Origin of the sequence: Psychrobacter sp. AOP7-B1-24, from assembly GCF_052376215.1 — a bacterium.
Lineage (GTDB): Bacteria > Pseudomonadota > Gammaproteobacteria > Pseudomonadales > Moraxellaceae > Psychrobacter.
The window spans coordinates 1-13120 of sequence record NZ_JBQSVL010000081.1; the positions used below are offsets into that span (position 1 = coordinate 1).

Annotated in this window: 11 protein-coding genes; 7 read left to right on the top strand and 4 right to left on the bottom strand. The window is 41.7% G+C overall.

The window, feature by feature from the left end:
• Window positions 1–673 precede the first annotated feature (673 nt).
• Window positions 674–1240 carry a DNA glycosylase gene (locus tag ACT3QP_RS12635; protein ID WP_444525751.1) on the bottom strand — a complete coding sequence of 189 codons (567 nt, stop codon included), beginning with the start codon at window positions 1238–1240 and terminating at the stop codon, window positions 674–676.
• Window positions 1241–1705: 465 nt separating this feature from the next.
• On the opposite strand from ACT3QP_RS12635, the gene upp reads away from it, so the two are divergent.
• The 4 genes from upp to ACT3QP_RS12655 all read left to right on the top strand — a co-directional run bounded on the left by upp (window position 1706) and on the right by ACT3QP_RS12655 (window position 5477).
• Window positions 1706–2365: a uracil phosphoribosyltransferase gene (gene upp, locus ACT3QP_RS12640; protein ID WP_444525741.1), complete on the top strand. Its 660-nt coding sequence runs from the start codon at window positions 1706–1708 to the stop codon at window positions 2363–2365.
• Between the two features lie 119 nt (window positions 2366–2484).
• The gene (locus ACT3QP_RS12645; RefSeq protein ID WP_444525742.1) at window positions 2485–3237 is read left to right on the top strand and encodes an SDR family NAD(P)-dependent oxidoreductase; all 753 of its coding nucleotides are present in this window, start codon (window positions 2485–2487) and stop codon (window positions 3235–3237) included.
• 216 nt (window positions 3238–3453) lie between these two features.
• Entirely contained in the window at window positions 3454–4353 is a 900-nt protein-coding gene (locus ACT3QP_RS12650; protein WP_444525743.1) for an ABC transporter substrate-binding protein, read from the top strand.
• 155 nt (window positions 4354–4508) lie between these two features.
• The gene (locus tag ACT3QP_RS12655; protein ID WP_444525744.1) at window positions 4509–5477 is read left to right on the top strand and encodes an alpha/beta fold hydrolase; all 969 of its coding nucleotides are present in this window, start codon (window positions 4509–4511) and stop codon (window positions 5475–5477) included.
• Window positions 5478–5573: 96 nt separating this feature from the next.
• Here the strand turns inward: ACT3QP_RS12655 and ACT3QP_RS12660 are convergent, their stop codons facing one another.
• Complete coding sequence (locus tag ACT3QP_RS12660; protein WP_444525745.1) at window positions 5574–5801, bottom strand: DUF1653 domain-containing protein; 228 nt, start codon at window positions 5799–5801, stop codon at window positions 5574–5576.
• A gap of 115 nt (window positions 5802–5916) precedes the next feature.
• Window positions 5917–7128: a tyrosine--tRNA ligase gene (gene tyrS, locus ACT3QP_RS12665; protein ID WP_444525746.1), complete on the bottom strand. Its 1212-nt coding sequence runs from the start codon at window positions 7126–7128 to the stop codon at window positions 5917–5919.
• A gap of 119 nt (window positions 7129–7247) precedes the next feature.
• Between tyrS and ACT3QP_RS12670 the strand changes: the two genes are divergently transcribed.
• A complete protein-coding gene (locus ACT3QP_RS12670; protein WP_444525747.1) occupies window positions 7248–8564 on the top strand; it encodes an anhydro-N-acetylmuramic acid kinase in 1317 nt (438 codons plus the stop codon).
• Window positions 8565–8644: 80 nt separating this feature from the next.
• Here the strand turns inward: ACT3QP_RS12670 and ACT3QP_RS12675 are convergent, their stop codons facing one another.
• Window positions 8645–10513, bottom strand: coding sequence for a WG repeat-containing protein (locus ACT3QP_RS12675; protein ID WP_444525748.1), 1869 nt, complete (start codon window positions 10511–10513; stop codon window positions 8645–8647).
• Between the two features lie 206 nt (window positions 10514–10719).
• Here ACT3QP_RS12675 and fabF point away from each other — a divergent pair, with 206 nt between their 5' ends.
• Together fabF and ACT3QP_RS12685 are read left to right on the top strand one after the other, a co-directional pair.
• Complete coding sequence (gene fabF / locus ACT3QP_RS12680) at window positions 10720–12096, top strand: beta-ketoacyl-ACP synthase II (RefSeq protein ID WP_444525749.1); 1377 nt, start codon at window positions 10720–10722, stop codon at window positions 12094–12096.
• A 131-nt stretch (window positions 12097–12227) separates the two neighbouring features.
• Window positions 12228–13061: a hypothetical protein gene (locus ACT3QP_RS12685; protein ID WP_444525750.1), complete on the top strand. Its 834-nt coding sequence runs from the start codon at window positions 12228–12230 to the stop codon at window positions 13059–13061.
• Window positions 13062–13120 lie beyond the last annotated feature (59 nt).

The following is a 13120-nucleotide window of genomic DNA, read 5'->3' on the forward strand; positions in this document are numbered from 1 at the left end:
AAGCTCTTTAAAGAAGCTTCTAAACTTGGCTCATCTAATCTGGCAAAATCGCTAAAAATTATGTTCGTAATGAATTAACTTTGAGTTTTTCTGCTGTCTTAAATGATAATTTTTATAGTTAATAATCTTTCCGAAAAGAAAAGATAGTCAACTTTATTTTTTAACATTCTGAATCAGCAAAAATCCACACAAGTTGTTCTTTAGTTATGCTTTTAAATAATGCCTGACACTGTCGTCCAGTGCTAGTATTTTCAATCTAACTAGTCTTAGCCAATATGGCTTATCCTATTTAGCGAGCTGACTATCATATCATGTTTTAATAGTCTGTCAACTTCTTTTTTAATCTCGTTTCATTGAGTTAACTGGGTTCTAATTAGGTAATTAATACCCCACTTAACACCAGTTCTCCCTAATGAGGTGCGTATTATAGAGAGTTTATACTCAGTGTCAACCTGTTTTATTAATGTTTTTAGGTTTATTTTGAGAGGTAAATAAATTACTAATTTTTTCAATGGGTTATGGTTTAATTAATTTAATAGATTTAGATACTAACTATAGATATGTTATTCACCACATTTGCTGACATCAGAAACGTTCAGCTTTACTAGATAAATACTTTTTAATATCTTTGAGCTTTATCTTCTATTAGTGCAACCATTTCTCTAATTTTACTTTATAACTTACCCATTTTTTCAAAAAACGCTCTATACGCAGCGACTTTCTTATCCAATGATAGCGGATAAGCACGTGAGGTCGAAGGCAGTCTATATAAGGTCAAATCATTAACATCCATTTTTCTGTTACCCGCATTCTGCCATTGATAAGGGTAATGCATACTCTGATTGGTCTTTGGATATTTAGATTTGGCAATTGGTTCATCTAATAATCCAAGCAGTACTTCTGTCGCCTTACCTCCTGTTGTGAACAGTGTCTTTACCTTTGGCACTTGTGGCAAGACAATATCTAGATCAACAGGTGTGACTACCGTTAGATTTTTATCCGAAGCATTACCCGTTTCACGAATGGCTTGCTTAACAGTTGGACAAGACGCGATCCCGCGCTCAAACATGAAGGCGCGAATACGCTCTGGGTCAAAACGCTTCTCACCCCCTACTCTAAAATAATCTGCATCATCAAAAAACACGCGCCCATAGATGCGCCACATATCGTTATAAAAGTTTGGATAATGGAAGCGCATTGCCCATTTTTCACTGGTCGGTGGAAATGTGCCCATCATCATAACCGTCGCATTGGGCGGTAAGACAGGTGGAAACGGATGCGTTTCTATTTTTGCTGCTCTCGTTTCAGGCAATATCGAGTTGGTATCAGGATTATCATTCGTATGAGATGAGCGCGTAGTCATAAGATTCTTCATCAGAAAAGTGGTTTTTTTGGTATCATAGCAAGCCTAAACACTACCTCATTTACAATCATACTATATAGTTATATTTAACTGGTTTAGTTAGCTTACTAAGCCTAAATAGTTAGGCTTTGACGGCAGCTGTGAACGCAAATATTGTCATTGCGCTAAGTGAATACTGCTGCACAGTAATGTAAGCAGCTAATTAGTTTGACTATAGAGGGTCTCACTTTACTATCTATGTGCTAGCGATGCAGTTTGAGTGCGGTAGGTGTTTGTATCTTTTATATTAATAGCAACCGCAGCAATTGCGTAAGCATCAGCCCAAAAATCAAGAGAGTACTCATGAGCGACTTAAATAGCGGTTTACAAATTACAGTAATCGACCATCCACTAGTGCGTCATAAACTTAGCTTAATGCGTGAAAAAGACTGTAGTACTTATAAATTTCGTACGTTGACTAAAGAACTTGCGCGATTGATGGCGTATGAAGCCAGCCGTGACTTTGAAATCGAAACTTTCCCGATGCAAGGTTGGTGTGGTGAAATTACTGGTGAGCAAATCATCGGTAAGACTGCAACGATCGTACCGATTTTGCGTGCAGGTATTGGCATGCTTGATGGGGTGCTCGATCTCATCCCTACTGCTAAGATTTCTGTTGTAGGTTTACAGCGTGATGAAGAAACACTACAGCCAGTACCGTTCTTTGAAAAATTTGTTAGCCACATGGACAAACGCCCTGCATTGATCATTGACCCAATGCTAGCCACGGGCGGCTCAATGGTCGCTACCATCGAGATGCTAAAGAAAAATGGCTGTACCAATATCAAAGCATTGGTATTAGTGGCCGCACCTGAAGGCGTACGTTTGGTCAATGAAGCACATCCTGATGTGACTATTTATACTGCTGCGCTAGACAGTCACTTAGATGAGCACGGTTATATCATCCCAGGTTTGGGTGATGCTGGTGATAAAATCTTTGGTAAGCAGTTATCAAATAGATGATGATTCATCTGATTGCAACCCAGATAACGACTATCAAGCTAAAGTAAATGTACTAGAAAATAAACAGTCTTCATAAACATTATGACAGAAGCATACAACCTCAATGATAAGGATGGATGATGAACGTATTAATTACAGGCGCAAGCGCTGGTTTTGGTAAAGCATTGGCTGAACGTTTGGTCGCCAACGGTCACCAAGTGATTGGTTGTGCCAGACGTCTCGACAAACTCAATGCGTTAGCAACAACCTTAGGTGATGCATTTTTACCAGTCGTTATGGATGTGAGCGATACCGACACTATCCCTCAAATTATCGCTGACTTGCCTGAAAAGTTTCGTCAAATTGATGTGTTGGTAAATAATGCTGGTTTGGCACTGGGTACTGAGCCTGCTCAAAACGCTAAGTTAGAAGATTGGATGCGCATGACTGACACCAACATCAAAGGCCTGATGGCATTAACCCATGCGGTATTGCCAGCGATGGTTGCCCGCGATAGCGGTTATATTATCAATGTTGGTTCGATTGCTGGTAGCTGGCCTTATTTTGGTGGCAATGTATATGGCGCGACTAAGGCTTTTGTGAAGCAGTTTAGCTTAAACTTGCGTGCTGATTTATTGGGAACCCAAGTCCGTGTTACCAATCTTGAGCCGGGTAATGTCGGTGGTACTGAGTTTTCGAACGTACGCTACCACGGTGATGATGCTAAAGCTGCACAGGTTTATAACGGGTTCAAAAATATGACTGGCGATGATATTGGTGATATTTTAATATGGCTTATCGAGTCGCCTGCACATATCAACGTCAACCGCTTAGAAGTGATGCCTGTTGCGCAAACGTATAATGGACTGACGATTGCAAAAGACGACAGTTAGTCAGTATTAAGCGTTAACATCATTACTATCAGGCCGTCACACAGTATCTTATTTTGATACTGTGTGACGGCCTATTTTTTGGTCATTTTTACCGCTGTTTTGTGATATGGTCAACTTTCTTATTTGTGGACGCATTTATTTATCTATCGATGATCAATAAATGAGACTTCGCAATCACTCATACTGTTATTTATTAATAATTATAAGGACACTTTAATGGCTAATACACCGCTAACGTTGACGCTAGAATGGTTTTTAAATCCAGACCATCTGCCTTTTATTGCCGGTATTCATACTGGTGCTTATTCTAAGGCGGGGCTTGATATTAATATGATAGAGCCTACAGAACATTATGATGGGTTTGCAGAGCTAGAAGCAGGCAATATTGATTTGCACGTGAACGAGCCGATTCATTTATTTGAGCATTATTTTGAAGACTTAAAAGCATTGGGCTGTTTTTTTGTGACCGATGGCGGCGTGCTTATTAAACAAAGCAGCCTTGATAAATTGCACAAAAACCAGCCGATTCGTATCACAACACCCGCATCAAACCCTATTACCAATAAAATTGGCTTTGAGATTTTGAGCCGCTATGCCAAGAAAAATGGTTTTGTGCTAGATATTGATAATGTGGATTTTGTTGAAACCGATTTTCAACATCTACAAAACTTACAAGAAGGCGATGCTGCAGGTGAATTTGATGGTGCATGGTTGTGCTTTTATAATTTTGAAGGCATTGAGGCCAATCATGTTGGGCTTGAGTATACCTTTATCGATCAGCATCTATCACCGTATCCTAATTTTTCGGCATTGGAGCTGATGACCACGCATAGTATCTGGCAAGAAAAATCAGACGCATTGACACAGTTCATCGCGGTTAGTACAGAAATGGCACAGCTATGTATCGACAATCCTCAACAGGCACGCGAGATTTATTATGGTTATACGGGCGAGGCGCCATCAGCATTAATGGATGACATTATCAATGATACGCTAAAACGCTTGATAGCGCCTATCAAACCAGATGCCGAGCGCTGGACTGCCCTACGTGAGATGCTAGCAACATTAGATATCGCTAACATCAGTGACGCCAATTACGCCAAACTGTGGCAGTAATATAGTCCAATTCATGTAAACTCACTACATCGTTACCTTTGCTAGCCGTACTCGTGTATGGCTTGTACTCGGTTTTTTTGTATCGAAACTATATGAACTTAACTATAGCGCTGTGCCACGCCATACATAGCCAATATAAGCCAATGATATCCCATATGTTCAAAACGATATTTAAAACGCCTGAGCAGTATCAATTACAAACCACTCATGTCACGGCGATTGATGGTACACCGTTGCCCGTTTCTATCATTGGTAAAGGTAAACCTGTCTTGCTGCTACACGCTTTTGGGATGGATGCGCGGCAGTTTTTGCCGTTTATCCTACCGCTGACTCAGCATTACCAATTTTATCTGCCGCACTTTCGAGGGTTTGGGTTGGCCAGTAATCTAATGTTGCCAACGTTTGATTTTATTGAGCAATATGCAGAGGATACTCAGCAAGTATTTGAGTATATGCGTGAAGAAACTGGGGTTGAGGCATTTCATGTGGCTGGAATCTCCATGGGCGCGTTGGTCATGTGGGCGTATTTGCAGCGCTTTGGTACTCAATACGTGAGCCGCTATTTGAATATTGACCAAGCACCGATTATTCACAATCAGCCTGATTGGCAAGGTGGCGGCGTATTTGGCACACGGCAAACCGAGTTATTTGCGCAGTTCACACGTTTGATCACTCATGCAGCACCTTATATGCAGATGGAGCAAGTTGATAGTTTTCGGCATCTACCTTATCAATTAAAAGAAAATTTATTGACAGTGGAACGCTCGTTTTCGCTGCTTTCTGTCGGTACCAAGCCTTCACAGATATTGACAAAAACTTTGAGTTATCGCGCACCACATAAAATCGCTCTGATGAAACACGCCACGTGGCAGCACAAACTGCGCTGTCTATCTGCTTATGTTGAGCTGCCCTACGATTACCGAGCCGTATTGCCAAGGGTAAATATTCCAACCACGCTACTGATCGGCGGGCGTTCGCAGTTATATGGCGCAGAGTGGCAACAACGTTTGGTTACTATGCTGCCCAATGCACATAGTATTGTTTTACCAAAATCAGGACATGCCATACCAATGGATGCGCCAATAGCTTTTTATAAGGTGTTAAAGCAATTTTTGAATAGTTGAACTTTAAAACATTGGTTGGAATAGATAGAAAAAAGCGACTTTGAAAGTCGCTTTTTTGTTAAGTCAGCGGTGAGATGTGTTCGCAGAAAACTGAAACTAATCGTTTAAATCTTTGATCAATTCAAACCGTGGTATTTGCTTGCCATCTACCATAACTGTTTCAGTAAACATCGTTAAGGGACGAACCCACACGCCATATTCACCGTATAGGCAACGATAAACCACGAGCGATTCCTCGGTCTCTGAATGCTGCGCCGTATGCAATACTTGATAGAGACTGCCTTTGTAGTGGCGGTAGATGCCTTGGGGAACGGTTTTAGTCATAGCAAAATCCTACTATTAAAAAATGGCTGCTAAAAAAAACGGCTGCTAATTGTCACTTCATAAAAAAGGTCGACAATTACTATCGACCTCACTTTTAATCATTTCTATAGATTAGCTAACCAACCGTCACTTTCGCATAACCTTTCTTGCCAGCTTGAATCACGACCGTCTGACCTGAGGCTAGACTAAAGCCACCATCAACGACTTCGCCATCGACTTTGACAGCGCCGCGTTTGACCATGTCTTTGGCTGCTGAATTGTTTTTAGCGAGCTTAGCTTGGTTCAATATCTGAGTGATAAATAATGCATCTTGACCTTCTAAATCAAGCATTACTTCTGGTAAATCAACTGGCAATTCACCATCAGCCAACACATTACCCGCTGATTTGTGTGCATTGGCAGCGGCATCAGCATCATGGAAACGCTCGATTAGCTCTTCGGCTAAGATACGTTTGATTTCTTGTGGATTGCGACCATTTTCCATTTCTGCCATTAAACCTTCGACTTCATCCATTGGCTTAAAGCTTAAGAACTCAAAGTAGCGGCGGATTAACGTATCTGGCATAGATAAGATTTTTTGGTACATGGTGCCTGGTGCATCATAGATAGCCACGTAGTTGTTTAGCGACTTAGACATTTTATTAACGCCGTCCAATCCTTCTAAAATTGGTACGGTGATACAAACTTGTGACTCTTGACCATAACGACCTTGTAGCGTACGTCCCATCAGTAGGTTAAAGGTTTGGTCAGTACCGCCAAGCTCGACATCAGCCTTTAGCGCGATAGAGTCATAACCTTGTACGAGCGGATACAAAAACTCATGGATAGAGATTGGGGTTTGCGCGGCATAGCGCTTGGAGAAATCATCACGCTCAAGCATACGCGAAACGGTTTGCTGACTGGCGAGCTGAATCATATCTGCCGCTGACATGTCATTGAACCATTCAGAGTTAAAGACCACGCGAGTTTTTTCTTTATCCAAGATTTTGAATACTTGCTCAGCATAGGTCGTGGCATTGGCTTTGATTTGCTCATCAGTCAATGGCGGACGCGTGCTGTTTTTGCCAGAAGGATCACCAATCTTGGCCGTATAATCACCGATTAAGAAATAAATCTCATGACCCAAGTCCTGAAAATGCTTGAGTTTATTAATCAGCACAGTATGACCCAAATGCAAATCAGGCGCCGTGGGATCAAATCCTGCCTTGATGCGCAATGGACGATTCAGCTTAAGCTTGGCTACCAAGTCGTCTTTTGATAACACTTCCTGCGTGCCGCGCTCAATAATGGCCAGTTGTTCTTCTAGGGTGTATGTATGCTCAGTCATGAGAGTCTCTATATTGTCTTTATTAAAGGGTTGCAGCGTTTGAATGATTTAGAATCTCGTCGCCGTCAAAAGATGTTAGAATTTGGCAGATATATTAGCGTTTTTTAAGGTAAATTGCCATGACCAAGCTGCTGCCTGCAGATGAGATAAAAAATACTCCTGACTTACATAGTGTCGCTGACACACAGACCGAGTTGGGATCCGATATAGAATCAGACTTTTTATCACTGTCCGATACGCTTGAGCAGACCCTTTTTGAAAGTTTTGACGACGGTCTATACATTGGGATGATGTCAGGAACCAGCTTGGACGGCATGGATGCCGTGCTATGCCGCTTTCATGATGATACGACGACACCCATGCAACTGGTGGCGAGCTACAGTCAGGATTTTCCGCAGCGCTTACGTGAGGTTTTGTTGGCTTTGTGCCAGCCCAATGGTGTGAGTCAGTTAACGCCAACTGACGATGAGCCTAATAGCGAGCTGGACTGGTTTGGTTGGGCAAGCAAACAGTATGCTGAGTTTGCCAGTGATGTGGTCAACACACTACTAGAACAATCAAATATAGATGCCGATGCCGTACTGGCCATTGGCTGTCATGGTCAGACCGTGCGCCATCGTCCGCAGATGGGATTCACATTGCAATTAGTCGATGCCAATATCATCGCTGAGCGTACAGGTATCAGTGTGGTTAGTGATTTTCGTCGTCGTGATATGGCCGTTGGTGGTCAAGGTGCGCCATTGGTACCAGCATTTCATCAAGCACTGTTTGCCACGCATGACAGTACACGCGTGTTATTGAACTTGGGCGGTATTGCCAATATTACCGTTTTGCCTGCCAATGGAAAAGATCAAGTTATTGGCTACGATACTGGGCCAGCCAATTTATTATTGGATGCATGGTCATTACTACATACTGGTAAAGACTATGATGCATATGGCGCATGGGCGCAGTCTGGGCAAGTGATTGAGCCGTTACTCACGCAATTATTAACACATCCATTTTTTGCTCAGTCTCATCCAAAAAGTACAGGACGTGAAGATTTTAACTTAGCATGGCTACAAGATGAGCTGCAGAAATTTGCGTCAAAAAACACTGGCGCAAGCTGCTCAGCCGCCGATGTACAAGCAACGATCACTGAGTTGACCGCTATGACTACTGGTACGCAAATCAGATCTTTTGTAGAACAATCTGATAGTGCCGTATATGTTTGCGGTGGCGGTGCGCTAAATACTTATTTATTGACGCGGTTGCAAGCTCACTTACCGAAATGTAAGGTGACGACGACTGCGGATTTAGGCTTAGATCCTACATGGGTAGAAGCGGTTGCTTTTGCATGGCTGGCGCAGAAAACCTTGATGGGAGAAACGGGTAACCTGCCTGCGGTCACAGGTGCGCACAAGGGCGTAGTCTTGGGTCAAGTGTGTTTTGCTTAATGAGCGGTTTATTCTAATGCTAGCTAAAGTTTAATGTTAGCTAGCATTGCTATTGATACAACGACTTTACTTATCGTGATTTATTGAAAATTTAATGAAACTTCTCCAATTGTATCTCCGGCACGATTGATACTATACCAATGATTGTCTTTTTGCACTTGAGCGACGCCTCTATCGAAGTCGGTAGCCTTATCATATTGTAGCGCTATTACTACATTGCCTTGCATGTCCATAAAGCCGTACTTATTGTCTTTTTTGATTAACATACGATCTGTTTCTGGAAAGCCTAACTCATCATAAATAGGTTCAATCCATCTATTGTTTTTTAAATCGACTATGCCCCATTTACCATCTTTCATTACCGCAATCGCATCTGCTGAATAAGGTTTTACTTCTTCATAAATAGGCTTAATCAACTCTTTACCACTCTTGTCGATATAGCCAAACTTACCATTCACCTCTATAAAGGTTTTATCGTTGTAGAACTCTCCTATTGAATCGTAGTTAAACGGAATGATTACCTCGCCTGTATTTTTTATATAGCCAACCTTGCCATTTTTCTTTGCCATAACTAAACCATCTATGACCCAAGCACTGATCTCATCATATTCAGGCTTAGCTATTTCAACACCTTTAGTATTGACTAAGCCCATCTTTTTATTCTGCTCTACATATGAAAGCTCATAGATAAAAGGACTCACACGGCTATACTTTGGCTCAATGACCACCTCTCCTTTTTTGTCGATAAAACCATATTTACCATCTAACTTCATAGGAGCTATGTCTTCAAAAAAGTGCTGTATTTGCTCGTATATTGGCTCTATAACTATATTACCGGCACGGTCGATAGCACCGTACTTATCATTTACTATAATAATGGCCTGCTCATTAACAAATGGTGCAGCCTTATCAAACTGAGCAGGAATGACTATGTTATTGCTTTTATCTATATACCCTACTTTTTTATCTTTTTGAAAGCTTGCCAACCCCTCTTCAAAGGAAGATATTTCCTTATATATAATCGGTATGACTATTTCGGCATTTTTATTGATATAGCCAAATTTATTATCTTTACGAATTTTAGCTAAACCGTCCTTAAACGGTTCAACATCATCATAGTTGCCTGTTAATATATCGTCACCGTTCCTATCAACGTAAAAAGCGCGATCGTCCTTTTTAACATAAGCCAACCCTTGGTCAAAGTCGCCTACCTCATCGTAAGCAAAATCTAAAACAACCGCTCCTTCAGTATCAATAATGCCCCACTTTCGATCTTTGTTTTGTACAGCAGCGCGTTCCTCATTAAAGCTCTCAACTTTATGATACTGAAGCTCATCGATCAGCTGTCCATTTACATCAGCAAAACTCCATCCTCCATAACCAAAAACAGCTCTAAAGCCATTACGTAAACCGTGAATAATAATGTACTCAGGCGGTAGTATAAACTCACCATCATAATTTATGAGTCCTCGACTGCCATCATGTACAATCGCTAATCCCTGATCAAAACCACCCGCATCGGCATATTTTATATCTATAACTACCTTGCCAGTCTTATCGATAAAACCATAAACTCCATCTTTTTGTACCACTGCAAGCCCTTCACTAAAGGGGTGTATATTATCGTAGATTAAATCAATAGCCACCTTGCCTGTTGCATCAATATAGCCGTACTTATGGTCGTTACCAACTATAGCCAAACCCTCATAGAAATCTTTAGCATAATCATACTTAGGCTCCACGATTATCTGTCCTTGGCGAGTGATAAACCCATACTTACTATCTTTTTCAATCATAGCAAGCCCCTCTGTAAATCCGCACTCTCCGCGATCAACAGCAATGATATCTTTTGGTAGCTTATAACCATCATCAAAACGAAGTTGACAGTCCGCTAGTGCTGGAAGACTCATGGACAATAAAAGAGGAAATAAAAACTTCAATGAAACCATAAAAACATTACCACTGTATAAATAGAACAATTCTTCATTATATCTTATTTTTTTGATAGTTTCTTACATGATTGTTATAGTCCATACTCTATAAGACACATGCGACACTCCTGAGATAAATTTAGTTTACATGCGTGCACCTATGTGTTTTATAATAACTATCGAAATACTCTCCTCTTAGGACTCGTAAGTATAGGATATATCGTATGAGCCAAAATAGTAGTTCATCTACCGACCAAGCCAAGAATGATGCTGACGCAATACCAAAATATCAACCACCTCAGAAAAAACCGCACTATGAACGCTCAGATGATATGCGCGTGGTGGTCACTGGCATGGGTGCTATTACACCTTTGGGACTAGACGTCGATAGCTCATGGACTAAATTGCTCAATGGCGATAGCGGCATAGCAACGATCAGCCATTTTGATGCAACGGGCTATCGTGCGCAAATTGCTGGCGTAGTCAAAGATTTCGATGCCAAACAATATATGAATGCCAAAGATGCGCGCCGCTACGATGAATTTATGCATTATGGTGTGGCTGCCTCTTCCATGGCATTAAAAAATGCTGGTTTCATCAATGAAGTGAGCGCCTCAGACGCCCCTGTACAAGGCGTTGATCAAGAACGTTTTGGTATCATCTTAGGCTCCGGGATTGGTGGTATTCAGACTATTGAGAACAGCCGTGATACCCTACGCGAAAAGGGTGCCATGAAAGTGTCGCCATTCATTATTCCAGGCTCTATCGTCAATATGGCTGCTGGATTGGTGGCGATTAAACATACGCTAAAAGGCCCAAACCTCGCAACATCAACTGCCTGCACTACTGCTACCCATGCTATCGGACTTGCAGCGCGTTTGATTGCTTATGGTGATGCTGATGTGATGTTAGCCGGTGGTAGCGAAAAAGGCTCAAGTCCGCTAGGCATATCAGGATTTGGTGCGATGCATGCGCTCTCAACACGCAACGATGAGCCAACCAAAGCCTCTCGTCCTTTTGACAAAGACCGTGATGGGTTTGTACTTGGTGATGGCGCAGGTATGATGGTGCTAGAAAGCCTAGCTCATGCCAAAGCCCGCGGTGCGACAATACTGGCTGAACTGGTTGGGTTCGGTATGAGTGATGATGCAGGTCACATTACTGCACCACCAGAAGATGGTAATGGCGCTGCACGCGCGATGAAAAACGCCTTGCATGATGCAGGTGTTGAGCCTTCTGTAGTTGGTTATGTCAATGCTCATGGTACCAGTACGCCTGCTGGTGATGTCGCTGAATCTATAGCCATTGAGACTGTATTTTCACCAGTGAAAGACAGTATCTTAGTAAGCTCAACCAAGTCTATGACTGGTCACTTATTAGGTGCTGCCGGTGGTGTCGAAGCCATATTTACCGTGCTTTCCTTACAGCATCAGCAAGTACCACCTACCATTAACTTGGATAATGTGGAAGACAACTGCAATCTTGATTATGTCGCTAACCAATCACGCAAAGTTGAGAATCTGCAATATGCAGCATCCAATAGCTTTGGCTTTGGTGGCACCAATGGCTCATTGATATTTGCCCGTTGGCCTACTATTTAATGACTGATAAAAACGCACAATGGGATGCGTTGTAACCTTAGTGTCAGATTTACTACGTTTGTCTACTTGCAGCCCCTTATCATACTTGCGTATGATAAGGGGTAATTTTTGGAATATTTATGGAATATACCATGTCAAGCTACTCATTTTCCCATCAGTTTTATCAGCGTTGGACGTGCGCACCTGAGCCTATACGCGCAGCTATTACACAAGAGCTAAAAGACATCACCACATTACTTCAAACCGATACACCGTTTGAAAGCTTTGAGTTTAGCACTCATGATTTAGATGCCCACCTTGATAACCTGTATAAAAACCATGAAGCTGAGCAAGCCATTGCTCAAGCCATCGCTGACAAACAAGCAAAAGCCCGTGCCACTGCGGAACAAGAACGTATAGCGGAACAAAAAATCAAGGCTGCAGAGGAAGCTAAGCTTAAAGAAGAAGCGCTACAAAAAGAACAGCAGAAAAATGAACGAATAATCGCTTATAAAAATAATCTGAATAAAAAACTGACTGCAACTAACACCCATGATACAGATTCTGTAGACAAGTCAAATACTACCAATTCTGATAATAGTGTCACTAAAAACCAAAAAACTCAGCATTCAGACGTCACAGAAATCAATGCTAGCAATCATCATTCCAATGGTAAAACTATCAGTGAACATGCCAATGCCGTTAGTGATAGCGACGTCAATAATAAGAGCATCAAGGACGAAAACAGCATTACAGCTGTCAACGACAAAGCCAATGTTGCCATCAAACTGGCACTAAAAGATACAAAGCTGAGTGCAACCCATCAAGAGCTAATCCGCGAACTAGAAACACAAATTGATGACTATCTAAGCGACCAGATGATGCTAATGTCTGAGAACCTAAAATCTTGGCTACGTGCTGAAGTCAGCAAAAGTTTAAGCGAACCAGCTAAATCAGAAAATAATGCAGAGCCACAAAAAAGCTAAACGTCGCATAGCAACAATGAAAAAGCCCTATAAATCGCTTATAGGGCTTTTTTTATATT

What these genes read in the sequence shown, in the direction of transcription:
- ACT3QP_RS12660 (WP_444525745.1), bottom strand. Translation starts at nt 5,801, where the DNA reads ATGACTAAAACCGTTCCCCAAGGCATCTACCGCCACTACAAAGGCAGT.
- upp (WP_444525741.1), top strand. Translation starts at nt 1,706, where the DNA reads ATGAGCGACTTAAATAGCGGTTTACAAATTACAGTAATCGACCATCCA.
- ACT3QP_RS12670 (WP_444525747.1), top strand. Translation starts at nt 7,248, where the DNA reads ATGACCAAGCTGCTGCCTGCAGATGAGATAAAAAATACTCCTGACTTA.
- ACT3QP_RS12650 (WP_444525743.1), top strand. Translation starts at nt 3,454, where the DNA reads ATGGCTAATACACCGCTAACGTTGACGCTAGAATGGTTTTTAAATCCA.
- ACT3QP_RS12635 (WP_444525751.1), bottom strand. Translation starts at nt 1,240, where the DNA reads ATGATGATGGGCACATTTCCACCGACCAGTGAAAAATGGGCAATGCGC.
- ACT3QP_RS12645 (WP_444525742.1), top strand. Translation starts at nt 2,485, where the DNA reads ATGAACGTATTAATTACAGGCGCAAGCGCTGGTTTTGGTAAAGCATTG.
- fabF (WP_444525749.1), top strand. Translation starts at nt 10,720, where the DNA reads ATGAGCCAAAATAGTAGTTCATCTACCGACCAAGCCAAGAATGATGCT.
- ACT3QP_RS12655 (WP_444525744.1), top strand. Translation starts at nt 4,509, where the DNA reads ATGTTCAAAACGATATTTAAAACGCCTGAGCAGTATCAATTACAAACC.
- ACT3QP_RS12675 (WP_444525748.1), bottom strand. Translation starts at nt 10,513, where the DNA reads ATGGTTTCATTGAAGTTTTTATTTCCTCTTTTATTGTCCATGAGTCTT.
- tyrS (WP_444525746.1), bottom strand. Translation starts at nt 7,128, where the DNA reads ATGACTGAGCATACATACACCCTAGAAGAACAACTGGCCATTATTGAG.
- ACT3QP_RS12685 (WP_444525750.1), top strand. Translation starts at nt 12,228, where the DNA reads ATGTCAAGCTACTCATTTTCCCATCAGTTTTATCAGCGTTGGACGTGC.